The sequence below is a fragment of the Mesorhizobium sp. M0854 genome, assembly GCF_040319815.1.
Taxonomy (GTDB): Bacteria; Pseudomonadota; Alphaproteobacteria; order Rhizobiales; family Rhizobiaceae; genus Mesorhizobium.
Genome location: NZ_JAMYOL010000015.1, coordinates 35868 through 55469 on the forward strand (window position 1 = coordinate 35868; position 19602 = coordinate 55469).

The window sequence follows — 19602 nt, forward strand, 5'->3', positions numbered from 1 at the left end:
TACGCCCGGCTCAAAGTGCCTTCACGGCGACCTTCACCGGCTGCTCGATTTCAAGCGGGTTGCGCAGTGGCAGGCCGAAATCCTGCGCCTCGATTTCGAATACGTCACCGGCCTCGGTCCTGACGCCGTCGGCAAAGGACAGCGTCGCCGTGCCGAACATGTGCACATGCACGTCGCCCGGCTGGCGGAAGGCTGAGTATTTGAAGTGGTGATGCTCGAGATTGCCAATGGTGTGCGACATGTTCGCCTCGCCCGACAGGAACGGCTTTTCCCAAAGCAGCTTGCCGTCGCGCAGGATGCGCGAAGTGCCGCGGATATCGGACGGCAGATCGCCGATCAGGATCTCCGGCCCGAACGAAGCATTGCGCAGCTTGGAATGGGCAAGGAAGAGATAGTTCACACGCTCGGTGACATGGTCGGAAAACTCGTTAGACAGCGTGAAGCCGACGCGGAACGGGGCACCGTCGTCGCCGATCACATAGATACCGGCGATTTCCGGCTCCTCGCCGGCATCCTGGGCGAAGGCCGGCGACATAAGCGCCGCCCCGGGCGCGACCGCCATGGTGCCGTTGCCCTTGTAGAACCATTCCGGCTGCACGCCGATCTGGCCCTTCGCCGGCTTGCCGCCCTCAAGCCCCATGCGGAACATCTTCATTGAATCGGTCAGCTGTTCCTCGCCGTCCGTGCTGAGCTTCTTGTGCATGGAATCGCGGGTCGCGGCGGAGCCGAGATGCGTCAGCCCGGTGCCGGTGAGATGGAGATGCGCCGGATCGGGATGGTTGATCGGCGACAGCAGCCGGCCCTTCTTATAGGCTGCGTCGAGATCGACGGTTTCGCCGAAGCCCTTGCGCTCGATCAGGGCGACAAGCCCGCTGCCGGTACGCGCGGCTTCCATCGCCAGCGAATAGACGCTGCGGGCGCCGTTGATGACGCGGGTCTTGCCGCCGTTGCGGGCAACGACGCGGATCGTCTCGGCGTCGTCGAGGATTTGTGAGATCAGCATGGTAACCCTCTCTGAATTGTGGGCTGGCCTGCCCTTTCTCGGCAAACCCTACCCTGCGCGGCCCGGACCCTGTCCGCGCCTCGGTTGAAATTCTTCGTCCGGATTGCGCTCGCGGATCAGGTCCCTCGGGGGGGACTTCTTTGCGCCGCCCGGCAGCGTCGCGATGTGACCCGTATGCCTCCTGGTTGCCTCTCAAGCCTTGTTCTTGTTGTAGACGTCGAAGACGACGGCGCCGAGCAGCACCAGGCCTTTGACCACCTGCTGCCAATCGACATTGACGCCCATGATCGACATGCCGTTGTTCATGACGCCCATGATGAAGCCGCCGACCACCGCGCCGATCACCTGGCCGACGCCGCCCATCGCCGAAGCGCCACCGATGAACACCGCGGCGATGACGTCGAGCTCGCTGCCGAGGCCGGCCGCCGGCACAGCCTGCCCCAGGCGCGCTGCGATAATCAGGCCGCCGAGTGCCGACAGCACGCCCATATTGATGAACACCATCAACGTCAGCCGTTCGGTCTTGATGCCCGATAGCTGGGCTGCCTTGGCATTGCCGCCCATCGCATAGATGCGACGGCCGATCGTCATGCGTTTGGTAACGAAGACGAACAAGGCGATCAGCACGCCCATCACCATGAGAACGATGGGGAGGCCCCTATAGGTGGCGAATTGGTAGACGAGAAACAGCGCCAGCGCGCTGATCACCAGGGTCTTGACGACGAACAGCGAGAAGGGCTCGGCTTCGTAGCCATGCTTCTCGCGGGTGCGCCGTGCCCTGAGCCCGAAATAGGCATAGGCGAGCACGGCGACGAGGCCGATCACGATCGTCGTCAGGTGCAGCGTCAGGCCGCTGCCGACAATGGTTTTGCCGGCGGCGTTCACGGTTGGCGGTATCAGCGTCAATGGGCCGATCAGGTCCGGAATGAAGCCGGAACTGAGCGCCTTGAAGCCGACGGGAAGCGGCCCTACGGAAGACCCGCCACCCAGCAGCGCCTGGCAGATGCCGCGGAAGATCAGCATGCCCGCCAGCGTGACGATGAAGCTCGGTATTCGGTGATAGGCAATCCAGTAGCCTTGTGCCCCGCCGATCGCACCACCGACGATCAGGCAGATGATCGACACCACCAGCGGATTGCTCAATGGGCCAAGCGGCCAGATGACCATCATCATCGCCGCCAGCGCGCCGATGAAGCCGGCGACGGAGCCGACGCTGAGATCGATGTGGCCCGAAACGATCACCAGAAGCATGCCCAGCGCCATCACGATGATGAAGCTGTTCTGCTGCACGAGATTGCTGAGGTTCACCGGCTTGAACAGCGTTCCGGACGTGGTGAACTGGAAGAACACCATGATTGCGATCAACGCCAGCACCAACCCGTATTCGCGCAGGTTGGTGACCAGCGCCGAGACGGCAATGCGAGGTCCCTGTTGTAGATCCTGGGCAACGCCGGTCTGCGGCCCGGGAGCGCTTTCGGTGCTCATGATGCTTTTCCTTCTCCGCGGACGATGGCGCGCATTATCTTTTCCTGGCTGGCGTCGCTTGCCGCCATTTCGCCGACGATGCGTCCTTCGTTCATGACGTAGATGCGGTCGGTGATGCCGAGCAGTTCGGGCATTTCCGACGAGATGACGATGATTGCCTTACCCTCGGAGGCGAGACGCGCGATGATCGTATAGATTTCATACTTGGCGCCGACGTCGATACCGCGTGTCGGCTCGTCGAGGATCAGCACTTCCGGATTGGCGAACAGCCATTTCGAGAGCACCACCTTCTGCTGATTGCCGCCAGAAAGGTTGCCGGTCATCTGGTAGACGCTCGAGGCGCGGATATTGGTCCTGCCGCGATAATCGTTGGCGACCGAAAGCTCGCGCAAATCGTCGATCACGCCGTGGCGCGACACGCCGGGCAGGTTGGCCAGCGTGATGTTGTGTTTGATGTGGTCGATCAGGTTGAGACCGTAGGTCTTGCGGTCCTCGGTAACGTAGGCGATGCCGTGTTCCACCGCCTTGCTCACCGAAGAGACGTCGATCGGCTTGCCGTTGAGGAACACCTCGCCGGTGATGCGACGGCCATAGGACCGGCCGAACAGGCTCATGGCAAACTCGGTCCGGCCGGCACCCATGAGCCCGGCAATGCCGACCACTTCGCCCTTGCGGGCGTTGAGGTTGATACCCTTGATGACCTGCCGCTCGGCATGGATGGGGTGGTAGACCGACCAGTTTTTCACTTCGAGAACGGTCTCGCCGATCTTCGGCTCGCGCGGCGGATAGCGGTCGTCGAGCGAACGGCCGACCATCGAAGTAATGATGCGGTCCTCCGAGATGTCCTTCTTGGCCAGCGTCTCGATGGTCCGCCCGTCACGGATGATGGTGACCTTGTCGGCGACCCGGTTCACCTCGTTGAGCTTGTGCGAGATCAGGATCGACGTGATGCCTTGCCGCTTGAATTCGAGCAGCAGATCGAGCAGCGCCTGGCTGTCCTTTTCGGACAGGCTCGCGGTCGGCTCGTCGAGAATGAGCAACTTCACTTCCTTGCTGAGCGCCTTGGCGATCTCGACCAGCTGCTGCTTGCCGACGCCGATATTGGTGATCAGCGTGTTGGGGTCTTCCTTGAGGCCGACCTTCTTGAGCAGGGCGCTGGTGCGCGCCTCATTGGCATTCCAGTCGATGACGCCGTATCTGGCGTGCTCGTTGCCGAGAAAGATGTTTTCGGCGATCGACAGCATCGGCACCAGCGCAAGCTCCTGGTGGATGATGACGATGCCCTTGCGCTCGCTGTCATGGATGCCTTTGAAATGGCACTCATCGCCGCGATAGATGATCTGGCCGTCATAGGTGCCGGACGGATACACACCCGACAGCACCTTCATCAGCGTCGACTTGCCGGCGCCGTTCTCGCCGACCACGGCATGGATCTCGCCTTCCTCGACCATGAGCTTGACGTTCGACAGCGCCTTGACGCCGGGAAACGTCTTGGTGATGTCGCGCATCTCCAAAATCGTCGATGCCATTGAGAATACCACTCCTGCGAGGTCCGCAAACAATACCGGGCTGGCTCGCCAACGAAAAGGGGCCCTGCCTGCGCAGGACCCCAGGCTTTGTAACCGCGATTACTTCAGCTCTTCGGCCTTGATGTAGCCGGAGTCGACCACCAGCGCCTGGTAGTTCGACTTGTCGACATCATGCGGCGTCAACAGGATCGAGGGAACCACCTTGACGTCGTTGTTGTAGGTCGTGGTGTCGAGGCCTTCCGGCTTGCCGCCAGAGAGCACCTTGTCGACGAGTTCGACCGTCGCCTTGGCGAGTTCGCGGGTGTCCTTGAACACGGTCGAATACTGCTCGCCGGCGATGATCGCCTTGACCGAAGCGGTCTCGGCGTCCTGTCCGGTGACGATCGGCCATGGCTGATCGGCGGTGCCGTAGCCTACGGCGCGCAGCGAAGCGATGATGCCGCGCGACAGGCCGTCATAGGGCGAGAGCACGCCATCGACGCGGCTGCCGTCCGAGTAGTTGGCGGAGAGCAGATTGTCCATGCGGGCCTGGGCGGTTGCCGCCAGCCAGCGCAGCGTGCCGACCTTGTCCATGCCCATCTGGCCGGACTTCACGACGAGGGTCTTGTCATCGATCAGCGGCTGAAGAACCGACATGGCGCCGTTATAGAAGAAGAACGCATTGTTGTCGTCCGGCGAACCGCCGAACAGCTCGATGTTGAACGGGCCCTTCTTCTCGGGATAACCGAGACCCTTGAGCAGCGATTTGGCCTGGATGACGCCGACGCCGAAATTGTCGAAGGTGGTGTAGTAGTCGACATTTGGCGTCTTCTTGATCAGGCGGTCGTAAGCGACGACGACAACGCCGGCGTCATTCGCCTTCTGCAGCGCATCGCCCATCGTGGTGCCGTCGATCGAAGCGATGATCAGCGCCTTCGGGCCCTTGGTGATTTCGTTTTCCAGTTGGCTGAGCTGGTTCGGAATGTCGTCCTGCGCGTACTGCAGGTCGACAGTGTAGCCCAGAGCCTCGAGCTGGGACTTGACGGCGTCGCCGTCGTTGATCCAGCGCTGTGAGGTCTTGGTGGGCATCAGCACGCCGATCAGGCCTTCGCCCGCCTGCGCCGGCAGCGTCATGGCCGCGATGCCTAGGGCCGCGACGGCGGCCAGTGTCTTGATAATCTTCACATTAACTCTCCCTGGTTGATGGACGCGTACCCTTGGGTTTCGTGGGCCGCGCAATCGTGCAGGAGCGCCAAACGCGCCGCTGCCGTCAATCGATCTCCGGTATCCTCCCAATCGGCCCCGAGACTCTGGTTCAATCGATACGAGTTTTCCCTCGTCACCGACCGTCAAGCCTCAGGACGCGCGAAGGGTGTGTCGCTTTGCCATAACTGTCAAATGCGATCTTTGATGGTTGCTATATCGAGACTGATATGGCTTAGGCTAGTGACGACGCAGCCGGATCCAGCCAGGGCGCCGGGCGTAAGAGTAGGGAAGAATCATGGCGGCGCTGCGAAATCCTGGCGGAATATCAGCCGGTTACGATGAGATCCCGGGTGATGGCGGAACCTTGCTGCGCAGCGGCTTGAGCCTGCGTCACATGCGCATGATCGCAGCCCTCGACGAGCACGGCCGTGTGAGCGCCGCGGCCCAGGTCATGAACATCTCGCAGCCGGCGGCCTCGCGCATGATCGCCGAGATGGAGGCCGTGCTCGACGTCAAGCTCTGCGAAAGGCTGCCGCGCGGCATCACGCTGACACCCTATGGCAAGGCGTTGGCACGGCGCGCGCGATCGATCCTGCTCGAGATGCGCGAGGTCGACCGCGAGATTTTCGAGCTCAAGGCGGGCAAGGGCGGCTCGGTATTCCTGGGCGCGGTGACAGCACCGGCGATCGAGCTGGCGGTGCCGGCGATCCGCGAGATCCGGCGCCTTTATCCGCGCATCGAAATCACCATGCAGGTCGAGACCTCGAACGTCCTGGCGCGCGAGCTGATCGCCTCGCGCCACGATTTCATCATCGCCCGTATCCCCGACGACCTCAATCCGCGGCTGTTCGAAGCGCGCGTCATCGGCGTCGAGAAAGCCTGCCTGATCGTGCGCCGCGGCCACCCGTTGACCAACGGCAAGGCGGTGCGGCTGGAAGACACCGCCGCCTATGACTGGGTTTTCCAGTCGGGCGGCTCGCCGCTGCGCCAGGCGATGGAGAGTAACTTCCTGAACCGCAACATCGCGCTGCCGGACCGCATCCTCAACACCAGCTCGCTGCTATTGACACTGGTCATGGTCGCGCAATCCGACGCCATTGCGCCGGTTTCGATCCAGGTCGCGAAGTTCATCCAGAACCCGGAAGGCCTGGCCGGCGCCATCGATGTTGTCCAGACGGAATTCGACATCGAGGTCAGGCCCTACAGCCTGATCACGGTGAAGAACCGCGCGCTGTCACCGGCAGCCAAGATGCTGCACGACTTTATTCTGCGGGAGGTGGGATAGGGGCTGGAGCGGCAAGCGGAGCGCATCCCGTGGCCGGCCAGACGACCAGACAGGCCCGCCAGCAGCGGCGCCGATGCACGTCGGCCACTACTGCCTGATGCTCAAAAAAGGCCCGCCAGCAGAAGCCAGCGGACCAAGGGTAGACTTTCCGGTTGGGGTCATTCGAGGCCCCGCCGACCCTCAATGTGAGATATTCCACGAACTGGCACATCGGCCAAACAGATGAAAGACGGCCAGCCCGGGCTGTAAAACTGCCTATAAATCCGCTGGTTTTCAGCTTGGCCAGAACAAGTGCAATGCACCGGGGGCAAAAGCTGGAGCGGGTAGCGGGAATCGAACCCGCGCGTTCAGCTTGGGAAGCTGACAAGCTACCATTACATCATACCCGCGCTGGTTCCTCCGATATCATGGCCCGGCGCCGATGCGCAATCCGGTTTGAGGGCTCGGCTTGATGCCGGACGACCAACTGCGTATTTCTAGGCATGTGCCCGAATCGCGGCACCCGACTGTGGAGACAGGCTTGTCCGCACCGAACCGCTTTCTCGGCGATACGCCGCTCCGGGTGATCCTGAAGCTGCTTGTGGTGTCGTTCCTCGTCGGGCTGGTCATGAATGCCTTCGGCTGGTCGCCGATGGATGTGCTTTACGGCATCCGCAAATTCTTCATCGACCTGTGGAATATGGGCTTCCACGCCATCGACCGCTTTCTCGGCTACGTCCTGCTCGGTGCCGCGATCGTCGTGCCGGCCTTCGTCCTGCTCAGGATCGCTAATTACCGGAAGTGAATTTTCAGGCGTAGCCCGCCGCCACCTCGAACAGGATGGCGTGCCGTGCAGCAAGTGCTGCGACATCCGTCGAATAGCCGCCGCCGATAACGCCACATACCGGTATGCCAAGCGTGCGGAAATGGCGGATCACCATATCGTCGCGGGCGCGCAGCCCGTCATCCGTGAGCGACAACCTGCCGAGCCGGTCCTCGACATGGACATCGACGCCGGCATTGTAGAAGACGAGGTCCCAGCGCCTTCGCGCCGACAACTCCGGCAGGATGGCGTCCAGCCGCTCCAGATAGGCCGCAACGCCGGTGCCGTCGGGCAGGGCGACATCGAGATCGGAGGCGATCTTGCGCGCGGGGTAGTTGCGGTCGCCATGCATGGAGAAGGTAAACACGCGCGGCTCGTCGTTCAGGATATCCGCCGTGCCGTCGCCCTGATGCACGTCGAGGTCGACGACCAGGATGTTTTGGACAGCAGCTTCGGCGAGCAGCACCAGCGCGGCAACGGCTACGTCGTTGAAGGTGCAGAAGCCGGCGCCTTGCGCGCGCCGTGCATGATGGCTGCCGCCGGCGGTGTTGCAGGCGATGCCGTTCAGCAACGCCAGCCGCGCTGCCAGCACCGTACCGGCCGTTGCGAGCTGCGCCCTCAGCGAAACCCGCGGCCCCACGGGAAAGCCGATCTCGCGCTCGATCGCCACCGGCACTTTGCAGGCAAGCACCTGGTCGACATAGTCGACCGCGTGGGCAAGCTTCAGCCATGATGGCCGCGCCGCCTCCGGCATGTTGAGCGCTTCGGGCTGCGCCAGGCCGCGTGCCCGCAACGCATCCATCAGCCGCGGATATTTGCTCATCGGGAAGCGGTGGTTGACGGCGAAGCCGGCGTCGTAGTCGGGATGATGAACGATCTGCAGGGGCATGGGGCGGCCGGTGCGCCAGAGGCGGATTTCGGTTGACCATAGCGGCGTGGATGGTTGCGCGAGGTCCGCAAACTGGGGCACATCGGCTGGCCGATCAAGCCGCAACAGGAAGCAACACGCGTTTGGAGCAGGCTTTACCCATCGAAGCCCACACCACCGAAGCCGGGGCCTTCGTCGTCACCAACCGCTCGGTGCTCGCCATCGCCGTGCCGATGACGCTTGCCTATCTGACGACGCCGCTGCTTGGAATTGTCGACACGGCGGTGGTTGGGCAGTTCGGCGACGCCGCCCTTCTCGGCGGCCTGGCGGCCGGCGCCCTGATCTTCGATGTCGTCTTCACCACCTTCAATTTCCTGCGCTCCGGCACCACCGGCCTCGTCGCCCAGGCCTTCGGGCGCGGCGATGCGCTGGAGGAGCAGGCGGTGTTTTGGCGCGCCGTGCTGATCGCGGTCGTCGCCGGCGTCGTGCTTGCCGCGCTTGCGCCGCTGGTCTCCACCGCCGGGCAATGGTTCATAGGCGCCGAACCGCGCGTCAGCGCGGCGATGGACGTCTATATCCGCATCAGGATGCTCGCGGCACCGTTCTCGCTGATCAATTACGCCATCCTCGGTTACGTGCTTGGGCGCGGCGAGGGCGGGCTCGGGCTGATGCTGCAGTTGATGCTGAACGGCATCAACATCGCCCTCTGCTTCCTGCTTGGCCTGGAGCTCAGCTGGGGCGTTGCCGGCGTTGCCTGGGCAACGGTCACCGGCGAATTCGTCGCCATGCTGCTTGGTCTCGCCATTGTCGGCCGGCGCTTTTGGGCGGCGCCCAGGCTGCCGCGCCACCGCGTCCTCGATCTGCCGGCATTCCTGCGCATGATGTCGCTCAACCGCGATATCATGATCCGCTCCTTTTCGCTGCTCGCCGCCTTCGCGCTGTTCACGCGCCAGGGCGCACAATTCGGCACTCTGACGCTGGCCGCCAACGCCGTGCTGATGAACCTCTTCCTGGTTGCCGGCTATTTCCTCGATGGTTTCGCCACCGCTGCCGAACAGCTCGCCGGGCGCGCCATCGGCGCCCGTGCCGCCACGGCGTTTGATCAGGCGGTGCGTCTGACGCTGCTTTGGGGGCTCGGTCTGGCCGGCGCGGCGACGCTCTTCTTCCTGCTGGAGGGCACGGATCTGATCGCCCTGATCACGACCTCGACGGACGTCCGCGCCATTGCCGACATCTACCTGCCCTGGGCGGCGTTCACCGCGCTCAGCGGCGTGCTGGCTTTCCAGATGGACGGTGTCTTCATCGGCGCAACATGGTCGCGCGACATGCGCAACATGATGCTGTTGTCATTCCTGGCGTTCAGCGCCGCGCTGCTGATCCTGGCGCCGGCCTTCGGCAATCACGGCCTGTGGGCGGCGTTGCATGTCTTCCTGCTGGTGCGCGGCTTCAGCCTGCTCGCCATATTGCGGCTGCGGGTGCGCACAGCCTTTGACTGATCGCTAAAGCGGTTTCGCCGCCCAGTGATCGAGGCGGCTGTCGCGAAGCTCGCACAGCGACTTCAGCCCTTGATTGTCCATGAAACGGGCCATGCCGGAAAGAATACGCCCCGGCAGCGCGGGCCCGGCATAGATCATGCCGGTATAGAGCTGGACGAGATCGGCGCCGGCACGGATCTTTTCCAGCGCCGTCTCGGCGGAATCGACGCCGCCGACGCCGATGATAGTAGGATCCGGGCCAAGCAGTTTTCGCATCCTTGCCAGCACGATAGTCGAGCGCTCGAACAAGGGTTTTCCCGAAAGCCCGCCGGTCTCGCCGGCAAGGCCGGCGCTGCTCAGGCCGGCTCGCGCGATCGTTGTGTTGGAGACGATGACGCCGTCCATTTGCTTGTCGCTGATCTCGGCAGCGATGTCCTCAAGCTCGGCCTCGACCAGATCCGGCGCGATCTTGAGGAACACGGGCGGTTTTGCCGGTGCCGCCGCACGCGCGGCCATGACCCGCGACAGGAGCTCGCCAAGCTGTTCGCGCGCCTGCATATTGCGCAGGCCCGGCGTGTTCGGCGAGGAGATATTGATTGTCAGATAGCCGGCGTATCGCGCGAACCGGATCACGCCGCGCTCATAATCACTGACGCGGTCGGCGCTGTCCTTGTTGGCGCCGATGTTGATGCCGATGATGCCGGGGCGGCCTTTTCGGGCGGCAAGACGCTTCTCTGCGGCGGCGTGGCCTTCATTGTTGAAGCCCAGCCGGTTGATCACCGCCCCGTCCGAAGGCAGCCGGAAGATGCGCGGCTTCGGATTGCCCGTCTGCGGCAGCGGCGTGATCGTGCCGACCTCGGCGAAGCCGAAGCCGAGGCCGAGCAGCGCGTCCGGCACTTCGGCATTCTTGTCGTAACCCGCGGCCATGCCGAGCGGGTTCGGGAAATCCAGCCCGCAACGGCTGACCTTTAACCTGTTGTCCTGCGGCGGACGACCGGCGACCGGCAGCCCGCATCTCAGCGCGGCAATCGACAGCCCATGCGCGGTTTCCGGATCGAGCGTAAACAGCAGTTTCTGGCCGATCCGGTCGAACGCGCTCATTCGGCCTCCAGCGCCGGGAATTCATGCCGGCCGTCAGCGCCGAGCGGCAATGCCTGCACCGAAACGACCGCATCGAGGCCGAGCCCGCCATAGAGATGCGGGAACAGGGCGCCGCCGCGCGAGACCTCATATTTCAGCGCATTGCCGAGGCGCGCGCTGTCGACGGCAACCAGCAGCAACCCCGCCTGGCCGGCGAAATGTTTTACTGCCGTTTCCCGAACCTGCCCGGCGGTGGAAAAATGGATGAAGCCGTCGGCGACGTCGATAGGCGCGCCGGTGAAGCGGCCTTCTCTTTCAGCCTCGCGCCACAGCGCCTTGGGAACTATCTTGTAGATGATCTCAGACATGGTTGCGCTATAGTCCGAACCGACCACGCGGGGAAGGGCAGGCCCGTGTTCTTCCCCATTTCAGGTTCGTCCCCATTTCAGGCGCAAACTGTGATAGATTGCGCTGACTGGCTCATGGAGGAAAACATGCGTCTGAAACACGTCTTGATCCCCGCAGCGGTGGTGTCGCTTGTCGCGGCGTCGGCCTTTTCCGAGGAAGCCGATCGCTACCGGTTGGAGAAATCGGCCAATGGCTATGTCCGCATGGATACGCAAACCGGCGCCATGTCGCTCTGCGAGGAACGCTCCGGCCAGCTCGTCTGCAAGACGGCGGCCGACGAACGTGCCGCCCTCCAGGATGAGGTCGACCGGCTGCAAAATTCGGTGAAGGCGCTCGACGAGCGCGTCGCCAAGCTCGAAAATTCGCTTGCCGCGCGTTTCGAATCGACTTTGCCCAGCGAGGAGGATTTCAACAAGACGATGGGCTACATGGAGCGCTTCCTGCGCAGCTTCATGGACATCGTCAAGGACATGGACAAGGACGAAGACGGCGCCAAGCCCAATTCGCAAAAGACCTAGGCAATTCGCAAAAGACCTGGGGCGGGAATAGCAAGCCGGCCACGCCGAACAGCAGGCGTAGCGTTATGATCGTTCAGATCCTGCAAGGCGGAAAATCGCCAACGGGATTCGGGGAGGGATATCACCGTTGGGCTACACATTCGTCATTGCCGACGATCATCCGCTTTTTCGCGGTGCATTGAGGGAGGCACTCGCGGGCATCGGAGACGTTGCCGCCATTCACGAGGCCGGCGATTTCGAAAGCGCCAAGGCGCTGGTCCTGGCCAATGAGGACGTCGATCTGGTGCTGCTCGATCTCTCGATGCCGGGGGCAAGCGGTCTTTCCGGCCTGATTTCGTTGCGCGGCATCCATCCGGCGGTGCCGATGATGGTGGTCTCGGCGCATGACGATCCGGTGACGATCCGGCGCGCGCTCGATCTCGGCGCCTCCGGCTTCATCTCCAAATCGGCCAGCATGGAGGAGATCCGCAATGCTGTGCAGTCGGTGCTCGCAGGTGATATCGCGGCACCCGCCGGGGTCGATCTCGGCGTCGAGCGCGATCCTGAGATTTCCGACCTGATCAAGCGGCTGCAGGCGCTGACCCCACAGCAGACGCGCGTGCTCGGCATGCTGGCTGAGGGACTGCTCAACAAGCAGATCGCCTATGAACTCGGGGTCTCCGAAGCGACGATCAAAGCGCATGTCTCGGCTATCCTGCAGAAGCTCGGGGTCGACAGCCGCACGCAGGCGGTCATCCTTTTGTCCAAAATCGGCAGCGACCCGGTTCAGGCGGCCGGCTGATTCCTATTCGGCCGCCGGCGCCAGCGGCCTGACCCTGGCCATCATCGAGCGCAGCATCGCCGGTTTCAGTGGTTTGCTGATCACCGGCACGTCGAGCCTGCCGGCAGCGCCGCGAACCTCGCTGGAGCGGTCGGCGGTGACCAGCACGGCCGGCAGGTCCTCGCCATGGATCGCACGCAACTGGGCGATCAATTCGAGGCCGGTCCTGTTGTCGAGATGATAGTCGGCAAGCACGATGTCCGGCCGATGCATGCCGGACCTGTCGAGATCCTCCGCGCCGGAAAGCGTGTCGACGCTGCAGCCCCAACCCTCGAGCAGGAGCCGCATGCCGTCGAGGATGCGGGCGTCGTTGTCGATGCAGAGCACATTGAGCCCGGCAAGCGAGGCCGCTGCACGGGCAGGCGGCTTCGCCTCCGCCTCGCGCCGCGGTGCCTGCACGGCCGCCACCGGCAGCAACACGGAAAAGCGTGTGCCCTTGCCTGGGTTGGAGAAGATCCGGATTTCGAGGCGCAGGACGCGGGCGATGCGGTCGACAATGGAGAGCCCAAGGCCGAGGCCTTCCGCCTCGCGTGCGCCCTCGTCGAGCCGGGTGAATTCGCGGAACACGGTGTTGAGCTTGTCGCCGGCAATGCCGATGCCGGTGTCGATAACCTGGATCTCGGCCAATTCGCCGCGCCGCCGCACGCCGACCAGGATGCGGCCACGGCGCGTATACTTGATGGCGTTGGAGACCAGGTTCTGGATCAGCCGGCGCAGCAGATTGCGGTCCGTCATCACGCTGAGCGACGACGGCATGATCGAGAGTTCGAGCTTCTTTTCGGCGGCAAGCGGCCGGAAGTCGTTGCCGATCTGGCGCAGCAGCCCGTCGAGGCCGAAGCTCGTATCGTCCGGCTTCATCGCGCCGGCATCGAGGCGCGAAATGTCGAGCACTGCGCCGAGGATGGTCTCGACCGATTCCAGCGACGATTCGATGTTCATCGCCGCCTTGCCGGCGGGTCCCTTGCCAGTCTTCTCGATCAGTGACGAGCAATAGAGGCGGGCGGCGTTCAGCGGCTGTAGGATGTCGTGGCCGGCGGCAGCGAGGAAGCGGGTCTTGCCGAGATTGGCCTCCTCGGCCAGCATCTGCGCCTGCGCCAGCTCCTCGTTGACGCGGGTGAGCTCGGCGGTGCGGCTCTTCACTCGCTGTTCCAGGGATTCGTTGGCGCGCTTCAGCGCCAGATCCTGCTCGACGCGTCCAGAGATGTCGGCGTAGGTGGCGACGATGCCGCCGTCCGGCATCGGATTGGAGCGCAATTCCAGGATGCGCCCGCTGGTCTTCAGCTCCATCTGCCATGGGCTGACGAAGCTGGTCAGGCGGTTGAGCATGGTGACGCGCTGGTCTGCCGGTATGTCACCGCGCTCGGCAAGGTGGCGCAGGATACGATCGAGTGAGACGCCGACCTGGCCCATCTCGTCGGGCAGGTCGAACAGCGCCCGGTACTGGCGGTTCCAGCAAATCAACCGGAAATCGCGGTCGAAGACAGTGATGCCCTGTTCCATCTGGTCGAGTGCGATCTGCAGCAGATCGCGATTGTGCTGCAGCGCCTCCGTGGCGTCGTCGAGCAGGCGGAAGGCGTCCTTGGATTCGCGGTCGTTGCGTCGCAGCAGCAGCGACAGGATCAGCCGCGCCGAAGAGGAGCCGACGGCACTGGCCAGAAGCTGCTCGGAGAAGCGGATGACATCCATGCTGGCCTGTTCGTTGCCGTGCAGTGAAGTGCCGCTGCTCTTTTCGAACGACTGAAACGACCGCTCGGTGCGTTCGACACCGAGATAGCGCGCGATCGTGTCCTTGAGGTCGTTGACGGTTATGGTGGTGCGGAAGCGGCGCAGGCTCGGCAGCGGGCCCGCCTCGCGCGGCACGAAGATCGATGCCTGGATGCGTTCCAGCGGCACTGAGGCGCGCGACAGCGAGCCGAACACAAAAAACAGCGTGTTGATCGACAGGCTCCACAGCACGCCATGGTTCAGCGGCTCGGCGACGGTGCCGAAAAGAGCCTGCGGCCGCAATGCATCGAAGCCGAACAGGCCGTGGACGAGGATGCCGGTATCGGGCGCGACGAGCGAGGGAAGCAGCAGCGTATAGCTCCAGACGACGATGCCGGCGACCATGCCAAGTGCGGCACCCCTTCCGTTGGCGCCGCGCCAGATCAGGCCGCCGATCATTGCCGGCGCGAACTGCGCGATCGCGGCGAACGACATCAGGCCGATCGAGGACAGCCGCGCGCTATTGGTGCTCTCGCGGTAGTAGAGAAAGGCGATGAACAGCATGATGAAGATCGCCGCCCGCCGTACATTGAGGATGAGCGTCGACCAGTCCTCGTTCTCGGATGTCGTGGTCCGCAGCAGCCGGCGCACGAACAGCGGAATGACCAGGTCGTTGGAGATCATGATCGACAGCGCGACGCTTTCGACGATCACCATTGCGGTCGCCGCCGACAGCCCGCCGATGAAGGCGGCCATGGCCAGCACGTCGTGGCCGCTGAACAGCGGCAGCGACAGCACGTAAAGGTCGCTGCTGGTCCTGGGGCCGACCAGTTCCAGGCCGGCCAGCGCGATCGGCAGCACGAACAGGTTGATTGCCACCAGATAGAGCGGAAACACCCATGTCGCGGTGCGCAGCTCGGCCTCGCTGCGATTTTCGACGATGGTGACGTAGAACTGGCGCGGCAGCATGAGGATGGCAAAGCCGCTCAGGCATGTCAGCACCAGCCAGGTGGCGAGCGAGGTGTTGTAGCCCATCGCCTGGCGCACCTGCGTGTTTTCGGCGAGCCGGTCGAACATGTCGCCTGGCCCGCCGAAGATCAGGAACATGACCATCAGGCCGATTGCCAGGAAGGCGGCGAGCTTGACCACGGTTTCGACTGCCACCGCCAGCACCAGCCCGTCCTGGTGCTCGGTGGCATCGGCGTGGCGCGTGCCGAACAGCACCGCAAACAGCGCCAGCAGCATGGCAACGACCAGCGAGATGTCGCTGACGAACGGATCGAACGACGGCGGCGAGCCGGTATAGTGCTCGACCATCAGGCTGACCGAGCCCGAGATCGCCTTCAATTGCAGCGCCATATAGGGCACCGCGCCGATGGTCGCGATCAGCGTGGCGATCGCCGCGACAGCAAAACTCTTGCCGTAGCGGGCGCCGAGAAAGTCGGCGATCGAGGTGATCTTCTCGGTCTTGGCCAGCCTGACGATGCGCTGCAGCAGCGGAAAGCCGAACACAAACACCAGCACCGGTCCGATATAGATGCCGAGGAACTCGAGGCCGCGCTCGGAGGACAGCCCGACCGAGCCGAAGAAGGTCCAGGAGGTGCAGTAGATGGCGAGGCTGAGCGCATAGATGAAGGGCCGGGCGCGGCCAGGCCCGGATGAAGTCGAGCGCCGGTCGCCCAGGCTGGCGATAGCAAACAGCAACGTCACATAGGCGATCGCGATGATGACGATGAACCAGCCCTGCACGGCTCGAACTTCCTCCCTGCGCCGATTTTTCATCCGGCCTTGCAGACGCAATCACAGCTTGGCCACCGAGTCCATCGCGGCTTTCGGCGCATTATGGCCGCGGCTTCGCGCAATCCAGGCCGGGGAAACACGTCTTTGCGCCTGTCGCAACCGCAGGTTTTTGCTATTCTGCCCGCCGGTCGATGCCGAGGCGTGGACGGCAGCACGGCCGGTCAGGACAAGGAGGGTCGAATGCTGAAAGAATTTCAGGAATTCATTTCCAGGGGCAATGTGATGGACCTGGCCGTCGCCGTCATCATCGGCGCTGCCTTCAGCAAGATCGTCGATTCGCTGGTCAACGACATCATCATGCCGATTATCGGGGCGATTTTCGGCGGACTGGACTTCAACAACTACTTTCTGCCCTTGTCTTCAGCCGTCAACGCCACATCGCTGGCCGACGCAAAGAAACAGGGCGCGGTCTTCGCCTATGGCAGCTTCATCACCGTGGCGCTGAATTTTCTCATTCTCGCCTTCATCATCTTCCTGATGGTCAAAGCGGTGAACAATCTGCGCCAGCGGCTGGAGCGCGAGAAACCGGCCGCCCCGGTTGCCCCGCCGCCGGCCGATGTCGCGCTGCTCACCGAAATTCGCGATCTCCTCGCCAGAAAGTAGCGCCTGCGGTAACTTTCTGGACCAAAACCCCGGTCGCCTGCGGCCGGGGTTTTCTGTTTTCGTCCGCCCTGAAACACGCTAGCAGTCGAGCAAACGAAAACGGACCCATCCATGACCCTGATCGATACTCTGCGCGCCGAAGCGCGGGCGGCGCCTGAAAGCGGCATTGTCGCCGTCATGAACCGTGGCCGCGGCCGCGACGGCATGATCCCGCTCTGGGCCGGCGAGGGCGACCTGCCGACGCCTGCCTTCATCACTGATGCCGCCGCCAAGGCACTCGCCGGCGGTGAAACCTTCTACACCTGGCAGAGGGGCATTCCCGAACTCAGGCAGGCACTCGCCCGCTACTACACCAGGCATTTCGGCAAGACTTTCGCCCACGAGGAATTCATCGTCACCGGCTCCGGCATGCACGCCATCCAGATGGCCATCGACGCGGTGGCCGGCAAGGGCGACGAACTCGTCTACCTGTCGCCGGCATGGCCGAACTTCGCCGCCGCCGCCGGCGTCGCGGGCGCTGTTCCAGTCGCGGTCACGCTCGACCAGTCGGGCAATGGCTGGTCCTGCGATGTCGACAAGATCGCAGCGGCGATCACGCCGCGGACCAAGGCGCTGTTCGTCAACACGCCGTCCAACCCGACCGGCTGGACCGCCGACAAGGAGACGCTGCAGGCGATCCTCGACCTTGCCCGCGAAAGGGGCCTGTGGATCATCGCCGACGAGATCTATTCGCTGTTTCATTACGGCGATAGTCGCGCGCCGTCCTTCATCGACATCATGGCCGATGAGGATCGCATCCTGTTCGTCAATTCCTTTTCCAAGAACTGGGCGATGACCGGCTGGCGCATCGGCTGGATCAAGATCCATCCCGCCTTGCAGCAGGTGTTCGAGAACCTGGTCCAGTATTCGACTTCCGGCGTTGCGCAGTTCATGCAGCGCGGCGCCGTCGTTGCCCTCGATGAGGGCGACGCCTTCATCCTCGAGCAGGTGGAGCGGGCGAGGGCGGCGCGCGACCTGGTGTGCGGCATTCTCGCCGAAACCGGCAGGGCGCGGTTCACCGTGCCGCAGGGCGCATTCTATCTGTTCTTCGCGGTCGACGGCATCTCTGATTCCCGCGCTGCCGCCTTCGACATGGTCGACCGCGCCAATGTCGGCCTGGCTCCCGGCACCGCCTTCGGCCCCGGCGGCGAAGCCTTCCTCAGGCTGTGCTTCCACCGCCGCCTCGACCAGCTCGAGGAAGCCGCACACCGGCTGGCGAAATGGATGAAGAGTGTGTGAGGTTCAGGTCGGACGGAGCCGGATACGGGCGCAGGCAACCTGGATCGCTGCACTTCTCGGCCACTGTAACGGCATGGATCCTAGGGTCTGCGCTCCGCTTCGCGTTCGCTCCGCCCTAGGATGACGAAGCGAAGGGAGGCTTCCAGCCAATCTCCGACGTCCGCGATTGGCCTTACGCCACCACACGTTCGTCATCCTAGGGCGTAGCAGGAGCGAAGCGACGTAGCGGAGACCCTAGGATCCATGCCTTTGAGCGCTGCTGCGTTGAACAACAGGCAGCACTTCGCCCAGGCGGAACCTTCAGCCGCCCGACTTCGGCACCAGCAGCGGAATGACGCGGTCGCTCTTGGCGACCGACGGTCGGCCCGCCGAACCGTAGGGAATCCCCAACGCATCCCATGTCTCGACCAGCGCGTCCTGCAGGGACGCAATCAACGCGTCCGAATGGAACGGTGTAGGCGTGATGCGCAGCCGCTCGGTGCCGCGCGGCACCGTCGGATAGTTGATCGGCTGGATGTAGATGCCGTGCACACCGAGCAGGCGGTCGCTGGCCATCTTGCAGAGCTCGGGATCGCCGACCAGAAGGGGCACGATGTGGGTAGGCGACTCCATCACCGGCAGGCCGGCCGCGGCCAGCACTTGCTTGGTCCGTGTCGCCTGACGCAGCTGCGCATCGCGCTCGGCCTGCGAGCGCTTGAGATGGCGGATCGAGGTGGTTGCCGCGGCAGCGATCGCCGGCGGCAACGCCGTGGTGAAGATGAAGCCCGGCGCATAAGAGCGCACCGCGTCGATCACCGCAGTGTTGCCGGCGATGTAGCCGCCAAGCGTGCCGAACGCCTTGGCCAGTGTGCCCTCGATGATGTCGATGCGGTCGGCCAGCCCTTCGCGCTCGGTGATGCCGCCGCCGCGCGGCCCGTACATGCCGACGGCGTGGACCTCGTCGATGTAGGTCATGGCGTTGTAGCGCTCGGCGAGGTCGACGATCTGCTTGATCGGCGCGATGTCGCCGTCCATCGAATAGACGCTCTCGAAGACAATCAGCTTGGCGCGCTCGCGGCCGGCCGTCTGCAGCAGGCTTTCGAGATGCGCGACGTCGTTATGGCGGAAGATCTTCTTCTCGGCGCCCGAGCGCCGCACGCCCTCGATCATCGAAGCGTGGTTGAGCTCGTCCGAGATGATCAGGCAATTGGGAAGCAGCTTTGCAATGGTCGAGATCGACGCCTCGTTGGAAACGAAGCCGGAGGTGAAAACCAGTGCGGCTTCCTTGTCGTGCAGGTCGGCCAGCTCCAGTTCGAGCTCGACCAGCGGGTTGCTGGTGCCGGAGATGTTGCGGGTGCCGCCGGCCCCCGACCCCATCTTGCCTGCCGCCTTCTGGAACGCGGCAATGACGTCGGGATGCTGGCCCATGCCGAGATAGTCGTTGGAGCACCAGACGGTGATTTCCTCGGCGCGGCCATTGGCGCGCCAGATGGCGCGCGGGAATTTCCCGACGATACGCTCAAGGTCGGCGAAGACGCGGTAGCGACGCTCCGCATGGAGCTGGTCGATCGCCTCCTCGAAAAACCGCTGATAATTCATGTCGCCTTCCCAGTTTTGCGCGGGATCATAGTCATTGGCCCATTCGTCGTCCACCTGGCCTTTTTGGTCAAAATGCCACGCCCCGAGCCTGTTCCTAACGACCACGGAACGTGGCCTATTCCCTTGATGTGGATCAATCTTGTTTCAGGACAATGCCACGCGCCGATGAGACTGGTTACCG

16 protein-coding genes and 1 tRNA gene are annotated in these 19602 nt (G+C 63.5%); 7 read left to right on the top strand and 10 right to left on the bottom strand.

The features are described from left to right. Positions 1-10: 10 nt before the first annotated feature. The 4 genes from araD1 to chvE form a co-directional block, all read right to left on the bottom strand. Positions 11-1003 carry an AraD1 family protein gene (araD1, locus tag NKH99_RS21630; RefSeq protein WP_352613920.1) on the bottom strand — a complete coding sequence of 331 codons (993 nt, stop codon included), beginning with the start codon at positions 1001-1003 and terminating at the stop codon, positions 11-13. Between the two features lie 192 nt (positions 1004-1195). Further along, positions 1196-2488 (bottom strand): multiple monosaccharide ABC transporter permease, encoded by a 1293-nt coding sequence (mmsB, locus tag NKH99_RS21635; protein ID WP_352774687.1) that lies wholly within the window; start codon positions 2486-2488, stop codon positions 1196-1198. Continuing rightward, positions 2485-4017, bottom strand: a complete 1533-nt coding sequence (gene mmsA, locus NKH99_RS21640) for a multiple monosaccharide ABC transporter ATP-binding protein (RefSeq protein ID WP_023677359.1) — start codon at positions 4015-4017, stop codon at positions 2485-2487. Before mmsA ends, mmsB begins: the two co-directional genes overlap by 4 nt. A gap of 99 nt (positions 4018-4116) precedes the next feature. After that, positions 4117-5181 carry a multiple monosaccharide ABC transporter substrate-binding protein gene (gene chvE / locus NKH99_RS21645; RefSeq protein ID WP_254816339.1) on the bottom strand — a complete coding sequence of 355 codons (1065 nt, stop codon included), beginning with the start codon at positions 5179-5181 and terminating at the stop codon, positions 4117-4119. 316 nt (positions 5182-5497) lie between these two features. Here chvE and NKH99_RS21650 point away from each other — a divergent pair, with 316 nt between their 5' ends. Continuing rightward, a complete protein-coding gene (locus NKH99_RS21650) occupies positions 5498-6487 on the top strand; it encodes a LysR family transcriptional regulator (RefSeq protein ID WP_353015441.1) in 990 nt (329 codons plus the stop codon). Positions 6488-6802: 315 nt separating this feature from the next. Here NKH99_RS21650 and NKH99_RS21655 read toward each other — a convergent pair. Beyond that, positions 6803-6876: transfer RNA gene (locus NKH99_RS21655), tRNA-Gly, on the bottom strand. A gap of 131 nt (positions 6877-7007) precedes the next feature. Between NKH99_RS21655 and NKH99_RS21660 the strand changes: the two genes are divergently transcribed. Beyond that, positions 7008-7271: a DUF6460 domain-containing protein gene (locus NKH99_RS21660; RefSeq protein WP_353015443.1), complete on the top strand. Its 264-nt coding sequence runs from the start codon at positions 7008-7010 to the stop codon at positions 7269-7271. Positions 7272-7275: 4 nt separating this feature from the next. Here NKH99_RS21660 and NKH99_RS21665 read toward each other — a convergent pair whose 3' ends face one another. Next, a complete protein-coding gene (locus tag NKH99_RS21665) occupies positions 7276-8178 on the bottom strand; it encodes a histone deacetylase family protein (protein WP_353015446.1) in 903 nt (300 codons plus the stop codon). Positions 8179-8228: 50 nt separating this feature from the next. On the opposite strand from NKH99_RS21665, the gene NKH99_RS21670 reads away from it, so the two are divergent. Continuing rightward, entirely contained in the window at positions 8229-9653 is a 1425-nt protein-coding gene (locus NKH99_RS21670) for an MATE family efflux transporter (RefSeq protein ID WP_353015491.1), read from the top strand. A gap of 3 nt (positions 9654-9656) precedes the next feature. Here NKH99_RS21670 and NKH99_RS21675 read toward each other — a convergent pair whose 3' ends face one another. After that, positions 9657-10733 carry a quinone-dependent dihydroorotate dehydrogenase gene (locus NKH99_RS21675; protein ID WP_352685291.1) on the bottom strand — a complete coding sequence of 359 codons (1077 nt, stop codon included), beginning with the start codon at positions 10731-10733 and terminating at the stop codon, positions 9657-9659. Continuing rightward, positions 10730-11080, bottom strand: a complete 351-nt coding sequence (locus NKH99_RS21680) for a DUF952 domain-containing protein (RefSeq protein WP_352501712.1) — start codon at positions 11078-11080, stop codon at positions 10730-10732. The genes NKH99_RS21675 and NKH99_RS21680 overlap by 4 nt, the downstream gene beginning before the upstream one ends. Positions 11081-11206: 126 nt before the next feature. Between NKH99_RS21680 and NKH99_RS21685 the strand changes: the two genes are divergently transcribed. Next, a complete protein-coding gene (locus tag NKH99_RS21685) occupies positions 11207-11638 on the top strand; it encodes a hypothetical protein (protein WP_352501713.1) in 432 nt (143 codons plus the stop codon). A gap of 118 nt (positions 11639-11756) precedes the next feature. Next, positions 11757-12419 carry a response regulator gene (locus NKH99_RS21690; protein ID WP_502893818.1) on the top strand — a complete coding sequence of 221 codons (663 nt, stop codon included), beginning with the start codon at positions 11757-11759 and terminating at the stop codon, positions 12417-12419. A 3-nt stretch (positions 12420-12422) separates the two neighbouring features. On the opposite strand, the gene NKH99_RS21695 is transcribed toward NKH99_RS21690, so the two are convergent. Next, positions 12423-15911 (bottom strand): PAS domain-containing hybrid sensor histidine kinase/response regulator, encoded by a 3489-nt coding sequence (locus tag NKH99_RS21695; RefSeq protein ID WP_353015448.1) that lies wholly within the window; start codon positions 15909-15911, stop codon positions 12423-12425. Between the two features lie 231 nt (positions 15912-16142). Here NKH99_RS21695 and mscL point away from each other — a divergent pair, with 231 nt between their 5' ends. Next, positions 16143-16565 (top strand): large conductance mechanosensitive channel protein MscL, encoded by a 423-nt coding sequence (gene mscL, locus NKH99_RS21700; protein ID WP_352577002.1) that lies wholly within the window; start codon positions 16143-16145, stop codon positions 16563-16565. A gap of 111 nt (positions 16566-16676) precedes the next feature. Next, positions 16677-17843, top strand: coding sequence for a pyridoxal phosphate-dependent aminotransferase (locus NKH99_RS21705; protein WP_353015450.1), 1167 nt, complete (start codon positions 16677-16679; stop codon positions 17841-17843). Between the two features lie 300 nt (positions 17844-18143). Here the strand turns inward: NKH99_RS21705 and hemA are convergent, their stop codons facing one another. Next, positions 18144-19421 carry a 5-aminolevulinate synthase gene (hemA, locus tag NKH99_RS21710; RefSeq protein ID WP_352448656.1) on the bottom strand — a complete coding sequence of 426 codons (1278 nt, stop codon included), beginning with the start codon at positions 19419-19421 and terminating at the stop codon, positions 18144-18146. Between the last annotated feature and the right edge of the window lie 181 nt (positions 19422-19602).

Bases quoted from the DNA above. Each gene is read 5' to 3' on its own strand.
- NKH99_RS21650 (WP_353015441.1), top strand. From the start codon at position 5,498: ATGGCGGCGCTGCGAAATCCTGGCGGAATATCAGCCGGTTACGATGAG.
- hemA (WP_352448656.1), bottom strand. From the start codon at position 19,421: ATGAATTATCAGCGGTTTTTCGAGGAGGCGATCGACCAGCTCCATGCG.
- mscL (WP_352577002.1), top strand. From the start codon at position 16,143: ATGCTGAAAGAATTTCAGGAATTCATTTCCAGGGGCAATGTGATGGAC.
- NKH99_RS21675 (WP_352685291.1), bottom strand. From the start codon at position 10,733: ATGAGCGCGTTCGACCGGATCGGCCAGAAACTGCTGTTTACGCTCGAT.
- NKH99_RS21680 (WP_352501712.1), bottom strand. From the start codon at position 11,080: ATGTCTGAGATCATCTACAAGATAGTTCCCAAGGCGCTGTGGCGCGAG.
- NKH99_RS21665 (WP_353015446.1), bottom strand. From the start codon at position 8,178: ATGCCCCTGCAGATCGTTCATCATCCCGACTACGACGCCGGCTTCGCC.
- NKH99_RS21685 (WP_352501713.1), top strand. From the start codon at position 11,207: ATGCGTCTGAAACACGTCTTGATCCCCGCAGCGGTGGTGTCGCTTGTC.
- mmsB (WP_352774687.1), bottom strand. From the start codon at position 2,488: ATGAGCACCGAAAGCGCTCCCGGGCCGCAGACCGGCGTTGCCCAGGAT.
- mmsA (WP_023677359.1), bottom strand. From the start codon at position 4,017: ATGGCATCGACGATTTTGGAGATGCGCGACATCACCAAGACGTTTCCC.
- NKH99_RS21705 (WP_353015450.1), top strand. From the start codon at position 16,677: ATGACCCTGATCGATACTCTGCGCGCCGAAGCGCGGGCGGCGCCTGAA.
- araD1 (WP_352613920.1), bottom strand. From the start codon at position 1,003: ATGCTGATCTCACAAATCCTCGACGACGCCGAGACGATCCGCGTCGTT.
- NKH99_RS21670 (WP_353015491.1), top strand. From the start codon at position 8,229: ATGGTTGCGCGAGGTCCGCAAACTGGGGCACATCGGCTGGCCGATCAA.